This window comes from Kitasatospora sp. NPDC058243, from assembly GCF_042882025.1.
In the GTDB taxonomy this organism is placed as follows: domain Bacteria; phylum Actinomycetota; class Actinomycetes; order Streptomycetales; family Streptomycetaceae; genus Kitasatospora.
Genome location: NZ_JBHVWW010000012.1, coordinates 78,752 through 97,973, shown reverse-complemented (window position 1 = coordinate 97,973; position 19,222 = coordinate 78,752). Strand labels below are relative to the sequence as shown.

The following is a 19,222-nucleotide window of genomic DNA, read 5'->3' as shown; positions in this document are numbered from 1 at the left end:
CTGCGGTGGCCGAATCACCTGATCGGGCGCCCCGGGCCGCCGCCGTGCGGTCGGCGGCCCACTTGCCACTCCTCACTTGCCGCTCGCTACTCGCCAATCGCCACCTGCTACTTGGCGAAGCGGACCTCCGGGAAGGCCGCCGAGGGGCCGTCCAGCAGTCGACTCGGGCGGTTGAGCAGGTGCCGGTCGAAGAACGCGCCGAGGTACGCCCGGGTGGCCGCGAGGGCACGGTCGCCCTTGATGGTGCCGTACTGCTCCGGGGTGGTGTCGGGCGGCAACTGGTCGCGGACGCCGAGGGAGTCCACCAGCCAGTGCATGTCGCAGAACGACAGGTGGCCGGCCTCCGGCAGGTCCAGCCAGCGCTTCCAGCCGGTCAGGTGCTGCCAGGTCTCGTCCCAGTTGGCCGTCGCGGGCCTGCCGGCGTGCCGCTGGGCGCCGAGCAGCAGCACCGGGCGGGCGAGGCCGTCGGCGGGCAGCGGGGCGAAGAAGTCGCCGTCCAGGTTGGCGGCGGCGCGGATCCGCCGGTCCTCGCTCATCGCCTCGACGGCGCTCGCGCCGCCGATCGAGTGGCCGGCCGCGCCGATCCGGGAGCGGTCGACCTGCAACCCGCGGACGAGCCCGGGCCCAGGCGCGGTCAACTGGTCGATCAGGAAACTGATGTCCTTCGCCCGGCTGCGGGTGACCTCGGCCGCCCGCTGGTCGTCCACGTGATCGCAGATCAGGCAGGTCTCCACCCGCCCGTCGGGGAACTGCACGACCGTCTCGTACGTGTGGTCCAGCGCGGCCACCACGTAGCCCCTGGCCGCGAGGTCCTCGGCTAGGGCGGTGAGCGAGGTGCGGCTGTAGCCGTAACCGGGGGAGAGCACCACCACGGGGTGCCGCCCGGGCGCGGGCACCGTACGGGCCTTCACTCCCGTCCGCACCTCGCTGACAGCCGGGGTGCCGAACAGCGCGGACGACACCTCGGGTGAGACGTACGGCAGTTGCTCCCCGTGCTCCCCGTGCTCCCCGCGCGCGGGCTGCGCCGGGTACCAGAGGGTGGCCATCAGCTCGCGGCTCGCGGCGTCCGCCCGCCAGGGGTCGTGCCGCGTCTTGTCCACCAGGTGCACCGACGTGGCACCGATCGTCCGTCGCGTGGTCGGCGCGGGCACCTGCGGTACCTGCGGCACCTCCGTCGCCGCACTCAACGAGAGCGTTCCGGCCGTCGGGGAAGCCGCCAGCGCGGCCTGCGGACCGGCCAACGAAAGCAGGACGGCAATGGGCACGGCGAGCAGAACAGCACTCCGCCACCGAGAAGTTGTCGACATACCGCCACGCTAGGCCCGCCCCCACCCCCACCGCGTCCTGCCCACGACCTAACCCCCTCCACCCCAGGTCGCACCCGCCACGCCGCCCCCACCCCCCACCCGGACACCCCCACCTCCACCCGCCCGCCCTTGCGCAAGTCGCCCACCTTCGCGCACAGTTGGGCGCCCCACCGGCCCCACCTATCCTGCGACGCCTCGGAGCTCAAACCGGCCGTTCCTCCGACTCCGTGCACCGGCCTACGGTTCTTCCCAGGCACTGCAGACACGCGAACCCGGAACTCCGCCCGGGCTCACCGATCTTCGGTTCGAGGAACACCCCATACGGCAGTGCGATGCCCCCCGCCGTCCGACGACACCCCGCCCGAGCCGACTGTTGGACCGTGCCCCTGGATTGCACCCATCTCGCGAGGGCCGGTTCCGCACCACCTGCCAGTGCTGCGCCCGCGGCCTCGACGCCGCCCGCAACCAGCCTCGCTGCTGCGCCACCGGTACGTGCCGCGGCAAGCGGCTCTCCCCGCTGACCCTCGCCTACATCCACTCCGTCCTCAAGTCCGCTCTGGACCACGCTGTCCGGGAGGAAGAGATCCCACGCAACGTCGCCCGCAACGTCCGCACCGGCACACCCCGCCCCCGCCGATTCGAACCCCTCACCGTCGACGAGGCCCGCACCTTCCTCACCGCCGCCCAGGGCCACCGCCTCCACGCGCTGTTCGAACTCGCCCTCCGCACCGGACTCCGCAAGGGCGAACTCCTCGGCTGCGCTGGGAAGACCTCGACCACGGCAGCGGCACCGCCAGCATTCGCCGCACCCTCCAGCGCACCCGCACCGGCGGCCTGACCACCCTCCCCACCAAGACAGTCAGCTCCGAACGCCGCATCGTCCTCCCGGCCCCCTGCCTGCTCTCACTCCGCGCCCACCGCAACCAGCAGGCCCAGGAAAAGCAAAAGGCCGGCGCGGGCTGGGTGGACAGCGGCCACGTCTTCACCCGCCCCGACGGCCACCCCATCGAACCCGCCACCCTCACCCGCCACCCTCACCCGCCACTTCAACGCGCTACTCCGCCGAGCGCACCTCCGCCAGATCCGCTTCCACGACCTCCGGCACTCGACAGCGACACTCCTCCTGGAACAAGGCGTCGAACTCGTCGTCATCAAGGAACTTCTCGGCCACGCCCACATCGGCGTCACCGCCACCGTCTACGCCAACCCTCGGGAATTGCATCTGATGGGCGTGAAACTGCAGGTCACGAGGTCAGAGCGACGCCTGACGGGGACCCTATCGCCCTGCAACTTGGCGGCCTGAGCTGGGGGTTTGGCGATCAGATCCCGTCTGATGCAGGATTTGCCCTCTGAAGGGGAGGGTGGAAGTGGGTCTTGAGCGACGTGCCGACCTGGCGGGGGCGGCTCATCTGGAGCTGGTCTCCGGGGTGGTCCAGCTGCGTCCGCAGGACGCTATGGTCGAGGCGATGTTGCGGGGCTGGCGGGCCCAGCAGGCCGCCCGCGGGCTGCGCGAGGACACGGTCACCGCCCGGGAACGGCTCGTCCGCCGGTTCCTGGAGTACACCAACGAATACCCGTGGGCCTGGGCGCCGGGGCATGTGGACGAGTGGTCACTGTGGCTGACCAGCGAGAAGCACCTCGCGCCGTCCACGATCCGCAGCTACCAGGGCAGCCTGCGCCTGTTCAGCGAGTTCCTGATCGACGGCCGCTACGGCTGGGCGGTGGCCTGCGAGGACGCCTTCGGCACCCACCCGGTGGCGATCTGCCACGAGTGGAACACCATCGCCCACCTCAACGACTACGAGGGCAGCCCCGAGGCGAGGCCGTTCACCCGCGAGGAGATCCAGCGCTTCCTCGACTACGCCGACGACCAGGTCGACCGGGCGGTGCGATCCAAGCGCAAGGGAGCCCTCGCCGCCTACCGGGACGCCACACTCTTCAAGGTCATCTACGGGTGGGGCCTGCGCCGCACCGAGGCGGCCAAGCTCGACCTGGTGGACTTCGGCCGCAACGCGTCAGCGCCGCAGTTCGGCCGGTACGGCACGCTCAACGTCCGCTACGGCAAGGCGAAGAAGGGCCAGCCGCCCCGGCGCCGGAACGTGCTGTCGGTGATGGACTGGGCGGTGGAGGCGGTCGCCGACTACGTGGAGAACGTCCGGCCAAGGTTCGGCTGCGAGGACCATCCCGCGCTGTGGGTGACCGAGCGGGGCGGCCGGATCAAGCCGGCGGAGATCAACGCCAGGTTCGTCGCCTACCGCGACGCGCTGAAGCTCCCGAAAGCGCTGGTCGTCCACTCCACTCGCCACGCCTACGTCACCCACCTCACCGAGGACGGGGTCGACCGGCGGTTCATCCAGCAGCAAGTCGGTCACGAGAACGACAGCTCCACCGCCATCTACACCCACGTCAGCAACGACTTCATGAACACCATGCTCCACAAGGCACTCGCGCCAGCACTCGCCCCGACCTCCCCCGCAGACAAGGACCGCTGATGGCCGCCAAGCTCGACTACCACTGGCACCTGCGCAAGGTCATGGCCGACCGTGGACTGTTCTCTACCACAGACCTCATCCCGCTGCTGGGCGAGCGCGGCATCACCCTGTCCTCCAGCCAGGTCTACCGGCTCGCCGTCGAGCGCCCCGAGCGACTCAGCCTGAAGATCCTCATGGCCCTGCTCGACATCCTCGACTGCTCCATCGACGACCTCATCGAACCCGTGGCCGCGATCGGAGCTACAACAACTACCCGTACCAAGAAGGCAGTTGGCGATGAGACCGGGGTCGGCAATCTGCGGCCCAAGCGGGCCCGTATCCGCGGTGTCGAGCGGCCGTGACCGTCGCACCGGGACACCCCGACCGGGCCCTGGCCGACCCGGTCGGGCTGATCGTGGATCTGATCGCGGCCATCGAACCCCAACTGGAGATGACTCGGATCCGCGCCGTGGTCAGCAGTGTCGCCGGCGGCCGCGCGAAGTCACGCCGCCTCGCGTCGCACCTGGCCGAGCATCCCGGCGTGCTGACCGACGGCCGCTCCCCGGCGCCGAGGGCCGTCAGCGACCTGCTGATCGCGCTGCGAGAGGCCGGTGCTTTGAAGGTCTCACCACCGTGTTGCGCTGAGTGCGGCAGGCAGCTGCGAACCCTCCAGCGCCGTGGCCAGGACTGGTACTGCTCGGTCTGCGGTCCACGGCCCGAACCCTGCGCTGCCTGCGGAAACACCCGTCGCATCGCATCGCGGGACCGCGTCGGACGACCGCGCTGCAAGATGTGCCCGGACGCCGACGGACGTGACCCCATCGCCGTGATCTACACCGTGATCGCCGAGCTGGACCCTCACGCCAGGCAGGAAGCAATCGCTGACGCGGTCCGCCGGTCGGCACCCCGCCCCTCCTACCAGCAGAAGATCGCCTGGGCCCTGGAGGCCAAGCCCGGTCTGCTGACCGGGGACGGCCACCTCGCGCCCCTGCGCGCGATCCTGCGATTGATCGACCTGCTGCACACAGCCGGCGTCACCGGGATCGTCCGGCCGTCCTGTCCCCGCTGCCACAGAGTCGTGACCATCGACAAGCCCCTCGACGGGCAACGGGTCTGCCGCACCTGCATCTCCCACACCCGCATCGAGGAGTGCTCACGCTGCGGAGCCAGGCGAGAGCCGGCCACACGCGACGACCAGGGCAGGCCGCTGTGCCCGAACTGCCTGATCACCGACCCGGCGAACCTGGAATCCTGCATCAACTGCGGCCGCCGCCGACTCGTGAACACCCGGACGCCGGACGGCCCACTCTGCCCGAGTTGTCCACCTCTACCGCTGTCAACCTGCGGCATCTGCGCCGAGGAGAAGCCCTGCGGGACCTCCCGCGTCACGGGCCGACCCTCGTGCCCGGACTGCCAGCGCCGCTCGGCTCCGTGCTCGGCCTGCGGCCAACTCGCGGTGATCGCCTCCGGCACCCTCGCCCAGCCCCTCTGCACCGACTGCACTACCCCCGAGGTCTGGCACACCTGTCCCACCTGCACCGATCCTGACTACCCGCACCCCGGCCAGTGCGTCCGGTGCCTCATCAACCAGCGTTTCAATGACTTGCTGGGCCCTGCGTCCGGCTCTCTCCACCCCGGCCTCGAAGCCCTGCGGCACAACATCGCCACCACCGAGCACCCCACCACCGCCCGGCGCTGGCTGAACAAGCCGTCCATCGCCCCCGTGCTATCCGACCTCGCTGCCGGTCGGCGGGCACTGACGCACCAGGCCCTGGACGAACTGCCCGACAGCCCGCCCCTCGCCCACCTGCGCCAAGTCCTGGTCGGCGTCGGCGCGCTGCCCGAACGTGACGAGCACATGACCCGCGCCGAACGCTTCCTCACCCGCCTTCTCGCCTCCCAACACGACCCCGACCAGCGGCAGCTCCTCCACCGCTACACGATCTGGCACCTGGTCAGACGCCTTCGCCGACGCAACAACGGCTACCCCGCCACCCCGCAGCAGTTCGACTCCGTCCGTCAACGCGCCCACGCCGCTGCCGCCTTCCTGAACTGGCTCACAGCCCACGACCTCACACTGGACACCTGCAGACAGGCCGACCTCGACCGCTGGCTCACCGACGACTCAGCCACCCACCGCCAGACGGCCGGGCACTTCATCCGCTGGGCCCGCACCAACAAGCTCACCACCGTCCACGTCCCCGCCTATCGCTGGAACGGCCCCACCCAACCGCTCGACAACGAGCACCGCTGGGACATCGCGCGCCGACTCCTGCACGACGACACCCTCAAACCCGAAGACCGCCTCGCCGGCCTGCTTCTTCTCCTCTACGCCCAGGGGGCCGCAGCCATCAGCCGCCTGACCATCGAGGACGTCGACGTCAGCGCCCAGGGAGTACGTCTCCACCTCGGCGATGCGCCCGTCCAACTGCCCGAACCCGTCGCCGTGCTGGCCCGCACCGTCACCGCGAACCGCAAGGGGCACGCGACTATCGGGGTCCTGGCCCCCTCTCCCTGGCTCTTCCCCGGCGGCCAGCCGGGACGCCCGATCAGCACCACACAGCTGACCAAGCGACTGACCCAGCTCGGGATCCGCCCCAGCCAGGCCCGCAGCACCGCACTCTTCCAGCTCGCCACCGAGATCCCCGCCGCGATCCTCGCCCGCACCCTGGGCATCCACACCGACGTCGCCGTCGCCTGGCAACGCCTCTCCGCAGGCGACTGGGCCAACTACGCCGCCGAAGTCAGCCGACGCACCAGCCACTCCCGCAAGGACGGAAACAACGACCATGCCCCTCGATGACCAGCACACCTGGGCCTTGCTGCGGGACCTGGACGACCCAGACCACATGGAGTTCCCCCGCGGCTACGACCACGCCGCAACCCGAGCCCGCTTCGACCAGCTCGCAGCCAGGCTGGATCAACGGTTCCACTGCACCTGCTCCGTCGATCGAGGCGTCCAGGACGCCAGCCAGCACGGGACCATCTTCGTCCCCACCACCGCGACGGCCAACGACGTCCACATCACCATCACCGTCAGCAACTTCGGCAACCTCGTCGCCGTGACGTTGGGGAACCCCGGCAGCTACGACGAGGAAGAAGAGAACGTCCTCTTCGAGACTGCCGACCGGCGTCGCATCGACGACGAACTCGAAGCGCTCGGCTACATCGCCGTCTCCGAGCACCTGCTCTGGACCCGATATGACGGCGCCAGCAATCTCGCTGCCTACTACTCACCCGAGCACCCACCGACCTGGTGGATCCGCTTCTTCGACTACCTGTGAGCCCGCCTCGAGCAGCTCTGCCACGGCAGGTATTCAGACGGTTCCAATACCCGACGTCACCATTACACGTCCGCCTCCGCCTCCGCCTCCAGCGCCAAGCCATCGACACCCTCAGCAGCCTCCTCCGCGACAGCGCAGACGGCGGAACCGAGCCCGAAGATGGCGACGATCCGCCACTTTGTGCAGCGCCCGTCCGTTGACGTTGCCGTCAACTACTGCCGTCAGACGCCCCAGCACGACATGAAGGCCCCGCCGGAATTCGATTCCGGCGGGGCCTTCTGATGCACTTTCAGGGTGTCCCAGTCATGTGGCCAAACCAAGACGGATCGTTCAATCCACCTTCATCCTCACGCCACTGCGGAGGAGCAGATACCACGAAACTCTTCAGGTCTCTCCCTAGAGCGAATAGGCGACCCGGACGTACCTCGATGCCATAGTCGAGGCTAATCTTCTGGCACTCATCATCGCTTGCCTGACGAATAAAAAGCCCATCGTAGTTGGGGCGGAGGAGCATAATGCTCACAGCTCCGAAATGAATGTCGATCCGCGTAACAGGTGGCATATCCCTGGTACTGCGCAGGAGAAGCCTTCGATGGCTGACCGTATATTGCCAGACCTTGAAGTACCTATCCGAGCGATAGATCTCGCCCGTCGCCTCATCCAGCATCGACCTGCTCCTACCACTTGGGTTCAGGGACGTTCACGACGTTACCGCCGCCGTCATAGAAGGTGATGTTACCCCAGTCGAGATTTCCCATCTGGACCTGCAGGCCCACTTGCCCCATTTCCCACTGGGTGGCCTTCCAGTCGCTTCCGCGCCCCGCCCGGTAGGCACTCATGAACTGTTCCTCTGGAGTCGCGCCATCGAAGCCCTTAAGAGAAATAGCGACCTTGCCATTGCTGCGAAGTACGTTCGAGACCTCCGCCTGCCACTGGGCATACGGCTTTCCATTAAGCCGACCGATCACCTGAGCATAGTCATCACCGTTAAAGGTGTAGCCACCCTCGAGCTGCTTGGCCAAAGCATTCGAGTGCTCGCCGATTCCCAACACCATTGTGCGGTCGCAGCCGTTGGAGTTGTGGACCAAGATCGGCGTGGTCCCAGCGAGTACATAGTACGTGTGGAGCTGGTTGATGGTCAGGTTGTAGGCGTTTTGGGGTGGAGTGTGGTAGCTCCGGATGGCCTGGACGGTGGAGAGTGTGTCGACGGTGGAGGTCAGGAGCTGGTCGCCGACGTGGAGGTCGGCGGCGTCCGTCCACTGCTGGGTGGTGACATTCCAGTACGGGTGGTGCTGGGTCGAGGTGAGCCGGAGGCTCTTGGTTTGTGGGTTGGTTGGCTCGGAAGCGATTCCGGGCTGTTGTGTGGTGGTCAGGGTGAGGTCGGTGAATTCCTGGTCATCGAAGCTGGTGATGATCGCAGTGACGGGTTGCGGCTTGGTGGTTCCGGTTTGCGGGTCGGTGGCGGTGGCTGTGTCGCCGGTGGTGACCTTTTCGATCGGCTTGGTGGTGCCGTCGGCAAGAAGGATCAGTGTTCCCGCCGGAAAGCTGTTGCACTTCCCGACCGCATACTCCAAGCCCTTTTCGAACCCGCGTTCCAAGGCTTTTGCCTTGTTCCATCCGATGAGGTTCAGTGCGGTGTCGAGGCATCCCATGGCTTGGGACATCCCGCTGCCCTCGATGCAGGTTTTCGCATCCGTGACGCCGGTCACATCGGCCGCGGTCTTGACGATCGTGGCCCAGGTGGCGTTGGGGACGAACTTAATCCACTGTGAGGTGCTGTTTGCGGGTTGAGGCTTCTTGGCGTTGAAGTTGATCTTCTGCTCGACTTTGAGAGCCCCGCCACTCCCTGGAGCGCCGTAGTAGACGGTGCGGCCCCACTCCCATCCGCCGTGGTTGTCCGGCTTCCATGTCTCGGTCGTGCCATCGGGCAAGAGGCTGCTGGTGCCGCCGTACATGCCGTCGGGGCGAAGGCCGCTGGGGTCGGAGAGGTTGACGGGGTTGTTGTTGCTGTAGGCGTAGCCGTTCCACTGTTGGGGGTCGGCTGCGTCGAGGATGGGGTCGGGGCTGATGAAGCGTCCGCGGATGGGGTCGTACTGGCGGGCGCCGAGGTTGGTGAGTCCGGTGGTGTCGTCCTTGCTGCCGCCGACGAAGCCCTTGGTGCCGGCCCACTGATTAGCGGAGGGCTGGGTGCCGCGGGGGTTGCCGAACGGGTCGGTGGGGCGGCGGGTGACGGTCTGGGTTGCGTTGGTGTTGACCTGGAGGCCGCTGGTGCCGTGCGGGTCGGCGGCCTGGATCAGGACGGTGCCTCCGCCGATGGCGGCGGTGACGCGGGTGTAGGTCAGGCCGCCCGGGGCGGCGATGGACCGGACGTTGCTCGTGGAGCCGCTGGCCGTGTCGAGGGTGAGCTCGTCGGTGGGCAGGTTGAGCGTGGTTTTGCCGGGGTTGCGGCGGATGAGCTGGTTGCCGTCGGCGTCGTACAGGTAGGTGGTGGCGCCGGCCTGGCCGGTCTTGGTGACGGAGTCGAGCTTGTCCTCGCCGTTCCAGGCCAGGGTGGTGGTACCGCCGGTGTCCGTGATGGCGGTGGTGTTGCCCTTGGCGTCGTACTGGTAGCTGACGGCCTTGGTACCTGCCGGCCCGCTGGTGGTGGAGGTGAGCAGGGCGTGGGGCCCGCCGGTTCCGCCGCCGGTGTTGGGGGCGCTGGTGGGGGAGTTGGTGCTCTTGGCGGCTCCGAAGGTCTGGGTCGTGGTGATGTCGTTGAGGCTGTTGCCGGTGATGTCGTGCTGCACGAGGCCGGTGCGGTTGCCGGTGGCGTCGTAGGTGTAGGTGTTCCAGTAGGGTGCCGGTCCGCCGATGGTCCGTCCGCCGGGGTTGACGGTGGCCGGGCCGTTCGCGTTGTTGCAGCCGCCGACGCCGGGCACGGTGGTGGAGCTGCCGGTGCCGTGGACCTCGCCTGAGGAGTCGGTCCAGTCGGCGGTGGTGGAGGTGCCCGCGGTGTCGGTCCAGGCGCCGGTCAGCCGGCGGAGGTGGTCATAGGTGAAGCACTGGGTGTCGGTCGCCGAGGCGTCCTGGATGGTGGTGGCCGAGGTGATCTGGCCGGACTGGGTGTAGGTGTAGCTGGTCTGGTCGACCGAGACGGTTCCGACCTGGCGGTCGGTGAAGTTGTTGATGACCCGCCCGGTGGCCCAGTCGTACTGCTGGGTGGAGACGACCTGCTTGCCGTACTGACCGACCGTCGTACGCACCGGGCGTGCAAGGGCGTCGTACTCGACCTTGGCGATGACGGCCTTGCTGAGGCTGGCGGCCGCGGTGAGCAGGCCGGTGATGGTCCGACCGTAGCTGACGGTTTCGGCCGGCAGGCCGCCAGCGGCGGGAATGCCGACCTTCGTCAGGGAGCCGATGACCGGGCTGTAGGTGTTGGTCGTCGTGTAGGTACCGGCGAGTGCGCCCTCGGCGGACGGGATGGTGATCGATGAGCCGAGAGGGCGGTAGGCGGTGTCGTAGTCGGTGACGGCCTTGGTGTAAGCCGCGCCGCTGGCTCCGCCGACGTAGCGGGTCGAGGAGGTGGGCTGGCCCTTGGCGAGGGTGTCGTAGCTCCAGGAGGCCAGCTGGTTCGCGGGTGCCACGGCGCCGTTGAACATGCCGGTCTTACGGTTGAGCAGGTCGTAGGTGTAGGAGAGGGTGTTGTTCTTGGCGTCGACGGTGTGGTCGATACGCGAGTTGACGTCGTAGAACGTCCGGGTCACACCGGTGTCTGGGTCGGAGGCCGAGGTCTGGCGCCCGAGCAGGTCGTAGGAGTAGCTCCAGGTGTTGCCGCTGCTGTCGGTCCGGGACGCGGTGAGACCAGCCGGCGTGTATCCGTAGCTGGTGACGTCCGCGTCGGCCAGGTTGCCGGTCGCGGTCGGTGTCCGGTACTGCCCCAGGGCGGTGGTGCGGCCTTGGGCGTCAACCACGGTCGACGTCGGAGTGGCGCCTGAGGGAGGCGTGACGTCGGTGCGGTCAGCGCCGGGGTAGGCGGTGTTGGTGGCCCACTGGAGGTTTCCGTAGGAGCGGAACTCCGAGTGCACGACGCGCCCGTTGCCGTCGTAGGTGTTCCACGTCTGGCCCGGGACCTGGCCGTCGGCTGCCGGGATGAAGACGGAGTTGGTGGGGAATGACCCCTGCTCGTAGTACGGGCCCGAGGTCTTGATCACCCAGCCGTGGGTGTCGTAGACGGTGTCGGTGATCAGGCGCCCGGTCGGCTTGGCGGCGCTGGTGCTCTGGGTCTGTCGCGGCCGTCCCAGGCCGTCGAAGATCTGGACGCTCGCGGAGTAGGTGACCGCGTCGTCGTTGATCGACTCGGTCGTGATGGTGGGCGGTGCCTTGGAGCCGTTCAGGAGGTAGGTGAACTTCCGGCTGGGCAGTTCCTCGGTCGGCCGGTCGGGCGCCCAGACCGCGGTGATACGGCCGAGGGCGTCGTACTGGGCGGTGGTGACCCGGCCGTTGATGTCCTTACTGACCAGAGGTGAGCCACGGGCCGGATCCTGGGTGACGGTGGTGGTCCAAGCCGCTCCCATCGGTCCGGTGGTGCGGATCTCCGTCGGCAGCTGTCCGGCGGCCGGGCTGAGAGCGACCGATATGACGGCCGGGGTGACTGACGGGCCACTGGTCTGTGCGCCGTTGCGGTCGTAGGTCGACCCGTCGGTCGTGCTGGTCGTCAGGCTCCGTCCGTAGGCGTCGAAGGTGGTGTTGCCGTTTTGGAGATAGACGGGGTTGCCGGACTGGTCGAAGTGGTCGAGGACCTGGATGCCGGTTGGGTTTCCGACCGTGCCGGCCTGCTTGAAGGACTTGCCGTCGTAGACGCTGCGCTTGCTGGACAGGGTGTTCGCGGCTGTAGCCGTCGCCGAGCAGGACCCCTGGAAGGTGGTCGTCTCCGACGCCAGGGTCAGGAGCTGCGGGTTGTCACTGGCCGCGTAGCCGGTGGTCGTGCAGGTCTCGGGGGTGGCGGCGGTGCCGTCGCCCTTGTCGTCGACCTTGATGACGCGGTTGCCGTTGGCCGGTTCGGTGGTCGTGACCTTCGTCGTCGTGCGCCAGCTGCCGTCGGCAAGCCTGGCCTTGGCGATCTCGGTGAACTCGGAGTCCGGGAGCCACGCCTGGATCTTCGGCGCGCCCGCGCTCTGGGCATGCGTCGCGGAGCTCGTCTGCCCGTTGTAGGTGTTCCCGGAGACAGCCGTGACCGTCCCGCCGGCCTGGTCGTAGACCTCGGTGGCGACGACGCGGCCGGACAGCTGGGCGCTGTCGGTGACGGTGCCGCCGAGCGGGCTGGGGACCTGGACGCTGCGGGTCTTGCCGTTGGCGAGGTAGTCGTCGTTCATGCCCCGCAGGTAGGTGACCTTCTGCTGGGTCTTGGGGGCCTCACTGGAGCCACCGCTGCCGGTTGTGGTGGTGACGGACTGGTAGCCGCGGAACTGGTTCCAGGTACGGGTCTTGGAGTCGGCGAACTCCGCGTCGTTGCGGTGCCAGGCGGCCTCACCGTTGTAGGTGTACTCGGTGGTCTTGCCGACATTGGGTGTGCTGACGAGGTCCAGCTCGACGACGGTCTTGACGAGGGGCTTGTCGAACCAGTCGTCGATCGGGTCCTTCGAGGACAGGAACGCCGGGTACCACTTGACGGGCATGCAGGCCATCGTGTTGCCGTCCTCGGAGGACGGCATGTGGTTGTTCACCCGGGAGCACTCGGGGTTGGCGTAGATGACGCCGATTCGGCCGCCGGTCTCGGTGGTGATCTCCTGGATGCGCGGGCGCATGTACATCTTCTCGGCCGGGACCAGGCCGTCGACGCGGTTGGCACGCATCGTGTACTTGAACTGGACGGCGGGCAGGTCCTCGATCGTCGCCTGGCCGTTGCTCGGCACCCGCTGGACGGAGTCCAGCTGCAGGATTCGCTTGGTGGCGTCCCCGGGGTCGGCGAGTTCCTGGTTGAGGTTCCAGGTGTCGACGGTGCGGTAGGCGGAGCCGACCATGACCTGTGTCGAGATCCCGGTCAGGCGCTTGGTCGTGAAGAACGTGGGCGCCGAGTTCACGCACGAGCCGTCGGTGCAGATCTGGTCGATCGGCGTATCGGGCCAGGCGTCCGCGTTGGCCGCGGTGCGCTGGTCCTCGGAGCAGGTGATCGAACCGCCGGGAATGCAGCGCTCCGCGACGGTGAACAGGACCTTCGCCGCCGGGTTCGCGCCGCCCTTGGCCGCCTTCTGCTCGTCCAGGCGCTGGCCGTAGGCGATCTCCTTGAGGTAACCGGCCCGCTGGTAGTCAGAGAGGGTGCCGGTGCCGCCGCTCTGGACGCGGCCGCGGTTGTACTTGTTGCCCTCGGCGGCGTACTTGTACGTGGTCAGGTTGCCGTGCGGGTCGACCACGTAGTCGAGCTGCCAGCGCCAGGCCATCTGGCACCAGGACTTGTTACCGCTGGCGGAGTTGTAGCAGGGGTCGCCGCTGTTGGGCGAGTACACCGGCAGGGTCAGGGCGGAGTTCGCCGCAGGGTCGCTGCCGTCGCCGCCCGGCAGGTGGTTGAGGCCGAAGTAGTACTGCACTCCGTCAGGGGTGGTGATCCGCCAGTACTCCATGCCCTGGTAGTCGACGTCGCCCGCGGCCTTCGGCGCGCCGGTGAGCTGCTCGACCTTGGAGCCGTCGTCGCTCTCCAGGTGCCAGGTTCCGGTCGCGTCGTCGCGCACGATGGTGCCGGAGCGCCCGCCCAGCGAGAGGGAGGCGTTCTGCCCGGCCCAGCACTGGTCGCCCGAGCCGGTGATGCCGGCCTTGTCGCAGCTGCGGTAGGACCGCTCGATGTAGCCGGGCTCGTAGCCCCAGCCGTCGCCGATCCACGAGGGCTGCGCGTTCGTGGAGGACGTCTTGCCGTCCACGTTCGCCGAGTTGTAGCTCAGCGCCACGGTGGGTGCGGCGCCGCCGAGTGCCGGCGGTGTCTGGATCGGGTAGCTGTAGGTGAAGCTGCCCGTGTTAGAGCCTGCGGACCAGGCCACCGACGACGACAGTGGCGTCGCGGTGAAGTTGCCCAGGGGGCCCGACGGGGAGGCCGCGGGGGCCAGGACCACGGAGCCGCCGGTTCCCCCGGTGCTGCCGGCGGTCAGGGCCTGCGCAGGCGCCTGGGCGGACGAATTCGCCGTGGTGAACGACGCCTTCACCGCACCGCCCTGGGCGTTGCCAGGTGCCGCAGGGGGAAGGGTGACATCCGCAGTGATCGTGCCGGAGCCGTCGTTCTTCACCGGAACCGGGGTCTGCGTACGGCACTCGGGGCGTTCCGGTGTGGTCAGTGAACAGGCCGGGAGCGCTACGAGGCCGGCACGGTCCGACCACCCGCCCGCCTGGAGGGCCTTCAGGTCCAGGGTGACGCTCGCCTGCCGCCCGTCGCCACCGACCGACGCCTTGGCGTCGGCCAGCGCCACCAGCGGCCCGTTGACGCCTGCGGCCTTGCCCTTGTCCTGTCCGGCCACCTCGACGGTGACGGCGTGCGCGCTCTCACCCTGGCCGGTTCCCGGTGCGACCCGGACGGCCAGATCTCCGGCCTTGGTTCCGGTCATGCCACCGGAGGCGGGTGAAGCCCCGCCGGTGGCGCTGCGGGCCGCCTCGGCCTCGGCGCTGTCGGAGCCGAGCACGACCGTCGCGGTGCCGGTGACGACCGGCGGAGCGGTCTCCGGCTTCCAGCCCGCTGCCTTGACCGCCGTCTTGGCGCCCGGCGGCTGGGCATCGTGTCCCTTGACGGAGGGGGCCGCGCTTCCCAGGGGCGTGTTCGGAGGAGCCCAGACCTCCCCCTCGGGCTCGGGGTAGGTCCATGCCACCGCCGGCGGCACGCTCACCCCGGTCAGCGTGAGAGCGACCAGGGCCGCCACAGCCGGCGACCGCCATCGGCCGCCTATTCGTTTTCCGGCCCGTTTCCGGGCAGGCCAAACCACCACAGTGGTGTCTCCTCACTCATTGTCGACACAACGTCATATGGACATGGATGTGCCAGGATCGAGGTGACGATATGTGCACCCACTGACACGCCACCAGGTCGCATGAGTGCCGCACATGAGATGTTTATGAAGTCTTGATCTCCTGATCTGCGGCTTATCCGGACACATCGGCACGAACCGACAAAGGGTTTGACCGATCCGCCGACCAGCACGCATCGTTCCCACCCGAACGCACCCCGTCGAGGGTGTTGGCCGACCGGGAGGGACCTTCAATCCGCATGCCCAGCACTCCGCGCACAATCGCGCACACACCACCAACACCGTCCATACGCAGGCGCATACTCGCGCTGACCGCCCTCGGCACCGGCTGCGCCCTGAGCCTGGCCCTGCTCAGCGCGCCGGCAGCGTTCGCGGCCGACACCGCCCCCGCCCCGCCGACCCACGGCCCTGTGGGTGGACTGGCGCCGATCGTCCCTTCGTCACCGGCACCCGCCCGCACCCCCGCGCAGCAGGCCATGCTGGACGCGCTCGCCAAGGCCAAGACGACCGGCAAGCCGGTCACCGTCGAGACCTTGACCAATGAGGCCTCCAGAACCATCGCCAACCCCGACGGCACGCTGACCAGCACCGACAACGCCCAGGCCGTAAGGACCAAGCGCGGAGGTGCCTGGGCGGACATCGACTCGACGTTGAGGGCCAACGCCGACGGCACGTTCAGCCCGGCCGTCGCGACGACCGGGCTGAAGTTCTCCGGCGGCGGGGCGGGCCCGATGGCCACCGTGACGACCGACGACGGCAAGAGCCTCGCGGTGAACGCCCCGTTCGCCCTGCCCAAGCCGTCCGTGACCGGCGCCAACGCCACCTACACCGACGTCCTCCCCGGTGTGGACCTGCAGCTGACCGCGCTGTCCCAGGGCGGCTGGCGGGACGCCATCATCGTGCGGACCAAGGAGGCCGCCGAGAGCGCGGCACTCAAGTCGCTGACCTTCCCGGTCTCCGCGCAGGGCCTGTCCATGACCAAGGACCAGTCCGGCGGCATCACCGTCGTCGACGACAGCGGTGTCACGCGCTTCCGAGCCCCCGTGCCGCTGCAGTGGGACTCCAGCAAGCCCGCGCCGTCGACCGCCACCGCCGACCGGGCTTCCAGGGACTCGGTGCGTGCGGCGTTGGCGGCCGCCCCGACGCCCGCGCCCACGGGGAGTGCGAGCGGGATTCCGTCGACCGCCGAGGAACCGGGTGACGGTGCGAACGTGGCCGCCATCACCACCAAGATCACGCCCGCGGCGATCGAACTGACGCCGGACCACGACGCCCTCGGATCCGGTGACGGCCCCTGGTACCTCGACCCGTCCCTGGTGGCGGCGACGAGCTCGGTCCAGGGCTCGGTGGAGGTCCAGGAGAACCACAAGAAGGCGGAGAACTTCAACAAGAAGAGCAACCTGGCCACCGGCTACTGCGGCTACCACAGCAGCGACCCGAGCCTGGACTGCGGTGACCTGGGCCGCCAGCGCGCCTACTTCCAGTTCGGCATCAACCCGGTGCTCTACACCAAGCCCGGCGGCGCCGAGAGCCCGCCGAGCATCCGGACTTCCACCCTCAACTTCCAGGTCACCGGCGCCTCCAGCCCGGGCACGAACACGCCGCTCGTGGTGTACTCGGCTCCCAAGCCCATCCACGAGCACACCAACTGGACCGACCAGCCCTGCGGGGACAACAAGACCGTCGTCATGGAGAACTGCCCGACGGTCAACGGGCAGTGGATCACCGGCACCGGCCCGCTGGCCGTCGACGTGACCGACATGATGAAGCAGGCGATCGCCGGCCAGTGGCCGTGGTGGACCGTCGGCATCGCCCCGATGGGCAACGAGTGGGACATGACGTTCCGGCACTACATCGCCAACAATCCGTCCATCACCACCACTTACGACATCACTCCGACCGTCTGGTACCCGCGCACCAGCCCCGCCCCCGGCTTCGCCTGGAACAACAGCGCCGCCGAGTGCACCACCGGCGGCGCGAACCCCTGGGACAACCCCGGCTGGATCGGCGCCAACCAGAACATCAACCTCACGGCCAACAGCTACTCGCCCGCCGGGCAGACCCTCCACACCGACTACCAGATGTGGGACGACAACGACGCCAACTTCAGCTGGACCCAGGGACGCTGGGGGACCAGCTACAACGACCCCGGCCCCTCCGTGAGCGTGGGATCACTGTCGGACGGCCACCAGTACGGCTGGACCGCCCGCGCCACCGACGAGATCCTCACCTCGCCCATGACCCCGTGGTGCTACTTCCGCGTCGACAGGACCAACCCCCGCGTCAGCATCAGCTCGACCGACTTCCCGCCGTCGGGCACCCCCAACCCCACCCCGGCCAAGTACATGAACGACCCGGGCGCCTTCACCATCAACGCCGAGGATCCCGCCCCCGGCGCCGGGCTCCAGGCCTCCGGCGTGGCCTGCGTGCGCGTGAGCACGGACCCGACACCGGTGGTCGGTTGGCGCTGCGGCCAGAACGGCACCCTGCCCTCCGGCCAGCCGTACACCTACAAGCCCAGGGACTGGGGCACCAACACCCTGTACGCCTGGGCCATGGACAACGCCGGCAACTACAGCCAGCCGGCCGTCTACAACTTCTACGTCCCCTGGAAGCCCGACACCCAACCCCTGTTCGGCGACGTCGACAACGACCAGAAGCCCGACGTCATCACCGTCGACAGGAACGGTGACCTGCGCGTCATCGGCGGCACCATCGACCCCACCACGTCCTTGGCCGCCCCCGCCGCCGCCGCCCCGGGAAACCGCGACTTCGGCGCCACCTGGTCGGACTACCAGGTCAGCCACCACGGCACCTTCGCCGTCGGACAGGCCGTCGACGAGATCCTCGCCCACTACACCAAGGACACGACCTCCAAGCTGCGCGAGGCCCTCTACCTGATCCCCAACAACGGCACCGGGCGCTTCGACACCCTGACCCCGATCGCCCTCAACCGGCCCGCCTGCACGACCTACGAGACCGGCAAGCCCTGCTCCGGCTACAGCCAGAAGAACTGGAGCGGCGCCTCGCAGGTCATCGCGATCGGCACGCCCGACGGCGAGGCCGTGGGCGGTGAGCCGGGCAACGAGGCCCGCAAGGTCATCATGACCCAGACCTCTGTTCTCTCCCTGGAGAACAACAACCTCTACCTGTTCCAGCCCAACGGCCTCGTCGACTCCCTCGACGCCGCGACCTACATCCCGGCCGTCTCCGGTAGCTGGGCCGACCTGGAGCTGCTCAACCCGGGTGCGGCCAACGGGGCGACCGCCGTCCCCGGCACCACCGACCCCACCTACCAGACCACCATCTGGGCGCGGAACCGCACGACGGGTGACCTCTTCGCCTACCCGCTCGGCTACAAGGCCGACGGAACGGTCGACTACTCCGCCCTCACCAGGCCCGACCAGGGGATCAAGCTGGACGTCGGCCAGCCGGTCAAGGCGGGCGACTACCCACGGATCGGCGCCGGAGACCTCAACAACGACGGCACCCCCGACCTCTGGGTCATGGACAACAGCAACGCGCTCTCCATCTTCGCGGGCAAGAGCAGCACCGGCACCAAGGGCAAGGTCGACGGCTTCGTTCCCCCGGCCTTCGCCGGCTTCTCCGACTCCAGCGTCACCATCCACTCCCAGCTGGTGAACTGGCTGTGCGCCGACTCCATCGGCGGACCCAACGAAGGCACCGAGGTCGCCGCCTACGCCTGCTGGCAGACCATCAACCAGCGGTTCAACTTCGCCACCGACGGCACCATCCGGTCCGGCAGCTGGTGCGTCTCCACCAAGGGCAACGCCCTCGGCAACGGAACCGGCCTGATCCTGTCCCGCTGCGTGGGCAACACCGGCCAGAAGTGGGCCGTACGCCCGGACGGCCGGATCTACCTCCCCGCCACCGTCACTGCGGACAACCCCGGCGGCCGCTGCCTCGAACTGCCCGGATGGGCCACCGAGCAGGGCACCCGGCTCGGGATCTGGAACTGCCCCGGTCTGCAGGCCAACCAGCAGTGGAGCCTCAACTACGAGCAGCACGCGCCCTGATGGCACTCGCCGGGGGGCGATCTGAACCGATCTGAAGAACGTGAACAGCCTGTAGACAGGCCGGTGGGCCTCGACGCTGCGTCGAAGACCCCCCGCCTCTGGTGGGCCGTCTATTGTGGAGGGCCCGGGGAGGGTGGGGGGGCC

At 68.6% G+C, this 19,222-nt stretch carries 8 protein-coding genes and 1 pseudogene; 6 read left to right on the top strand and 3 right to left on the bottom strand.

Annotation, left to right across the window (positions count from 1 at the left end):
• Positions 1 to 107: 107 nt before the first annotated feature.
• Positions 108 to 1,187 carry an alpha/beta hydrolase family protein gene (locus tag ACFVX9_RS11420; protein WP_387981417.1) on the bottom strand — a complete coding sequence of 360 codons (1,080 nt, stop codon included), beginning with the start codon at positions 1,185 to 1,187 and terminating at the stop codon, positions 108 to 110.
• Positions 1,188 to 1,719: 532 nt separating this feature from the next.
• On the opposite strand from ACFVX9_RS11420, the pseudogene ACFVX9_RS11415 reads away from it, so the two are divergent.
• From ACFVX9_RS11415 to ACFVX9_RS11395, 5 genes and pseudogenes are all read left to right on the top strand, one after another.
• A pseudogene (locus ACFVX9_RS11415) lies at positions 1,720 to 2,610 on the top strand (tyrosine-type recombinase/integrase); the annotation flags it as partial.
• Positions 2,611 to 2,674: 64 nt separating this feature from the next.
• Positions 2,675 to 3,799: a tyrosine-type recombinase/integrase gene (locus tag ACFVX9_RS11410; protein WP_387981415.1), complete on the top strand. Its 1,125-nt coding sequence runs from the start codon at positions 2,675 to 2,677 to the stop codon at positions 3,797 to 3,799.
• Positions 3,799 to 4,140 carry a helix-turn-helix domain-containing protein gene (locus ACFVX9_RS11405; protein WP_387981414.1) on the top strand — a complete coding sequence of 114 codons (342 nt, stop codon included), beginning with the start codon at positions 3,799 to 3,801 and terminating at the stop codon, positions 4,138 to 4,140. Before ACFVX9_RS11410 ends, ACFVX9_RS11405 begins: the two co-directional genes overlap by 1 nt.
• A complete protein-coding gene (locus ACFVX9_RS11400) occupies positions 4,137 to 6,581 on the top strand; it encodes a site-specific integrase (RefSeq protein ID WP_387981413.1) in 2,445 nt (814 codons plus the stop codon). The genes ACFVX9_RS11405 and ACFVX9_RS11400 overlap by 4 nt, the downstream gene beginning before the upstream one ends.
• The gene (locus tag ACFVX9_RS11395) at positions 6,568 to 7,062 is read left to right on the top strand and encodes a hypothetical protein (protein WP_387981412.1); all 495 of its coding nucleotides are present in this window, start codon (positions 6,568 to 6,570) and stop codon (positions 7,060 to 7,062) included. Before ACFVX9_RS11400 ends, ACFVX9_RS11395 begins: the two co-directional genes overlap by 14 nt.
• 289 nt (positions 7,063 to 7,351) lie before the next feature.
• On the opposite strand, the gene ACFVX9_RS11390 is transcribed toward ACFVX9_RS11395, so the two are convergent.
• The gene (locus ACFVX9_RS11390; protein WP_387981410.1) at positions 7,352 to 7,729 is read right to left on the bottom strand and encodes a hypothetical protein; all 378 of its coding nucleotides are present in this window, start codon (positions 7,727 to 7,729) and stop codon (positions 7,352 to 7,354) included.
• Positions 7,730 to 7,739: 10 nt separating this feature from the next.
• A complete protein-coding gene (locus ACFVX9_RS11385; RefSeq protein ID WP_387981409.1) occupies positions 7,740 to 14,903 on the bottom strand; it encodes an RHS repeat-associated core domain-containing protein in 7,164 nt (2,387 codons plus the stop codon).
• 377 nt (positions 14,904 to 15,280) lie between these two features.
• Between ACFVX9_RS11385 and ACFVX9_RS11380 the strand changes: the two genes are divergently transcribed.
• The gene (locus ACFVX9_RS11380) at positions 15,281 to 19,078 is read left to right on the top strand and encodes a ricin-type beta-trefoil lectin domain protein (RefSeq protein WP_387981407.1); all 3,798 of its coding nucleotides are present in this window, start codon (positions 15,281 to 15,283) and stop codon (positions 19,076 to 19,078) included.
• Positions 19,079 to 19,222 lie beyond the last annotated feature (144 nt).

What these genes read in the sequence shown, in the direction of transcription:
- ACFVX9_RS11405 (WP_387981414.1), top strand. Translation starts at nt 3,799, where the DNA reads ATGGCCGCCAAGCTCGACTACCACTGGCACCTGCGCAAGGTCATGGCC.
- ACFVX9_RS11395 (WP_387981412.1), top strand. Translation starts at nt 6,568, where the DNA reads ATGCCCCTCGATGACCAGCACACCTGGGCCTTGCTGCGGGACCTGGAC.
- ACFVX9_RS11380 (WP_387981407.1), top strand. Translation starts at nt 15,281, where the DNA reads ATGCCCAGCACTCCGCGCACAATCGCGCACACACCACCAACACCGTCC.
- ACFVX9_RS11390 (WP_387981410.1), bottom strand. Translation starts at nt 7,729, where the DNA reads ATGCTGGATGAGGCGACGGGCGAGATCTATCGCTCGGATAGGTACTTC.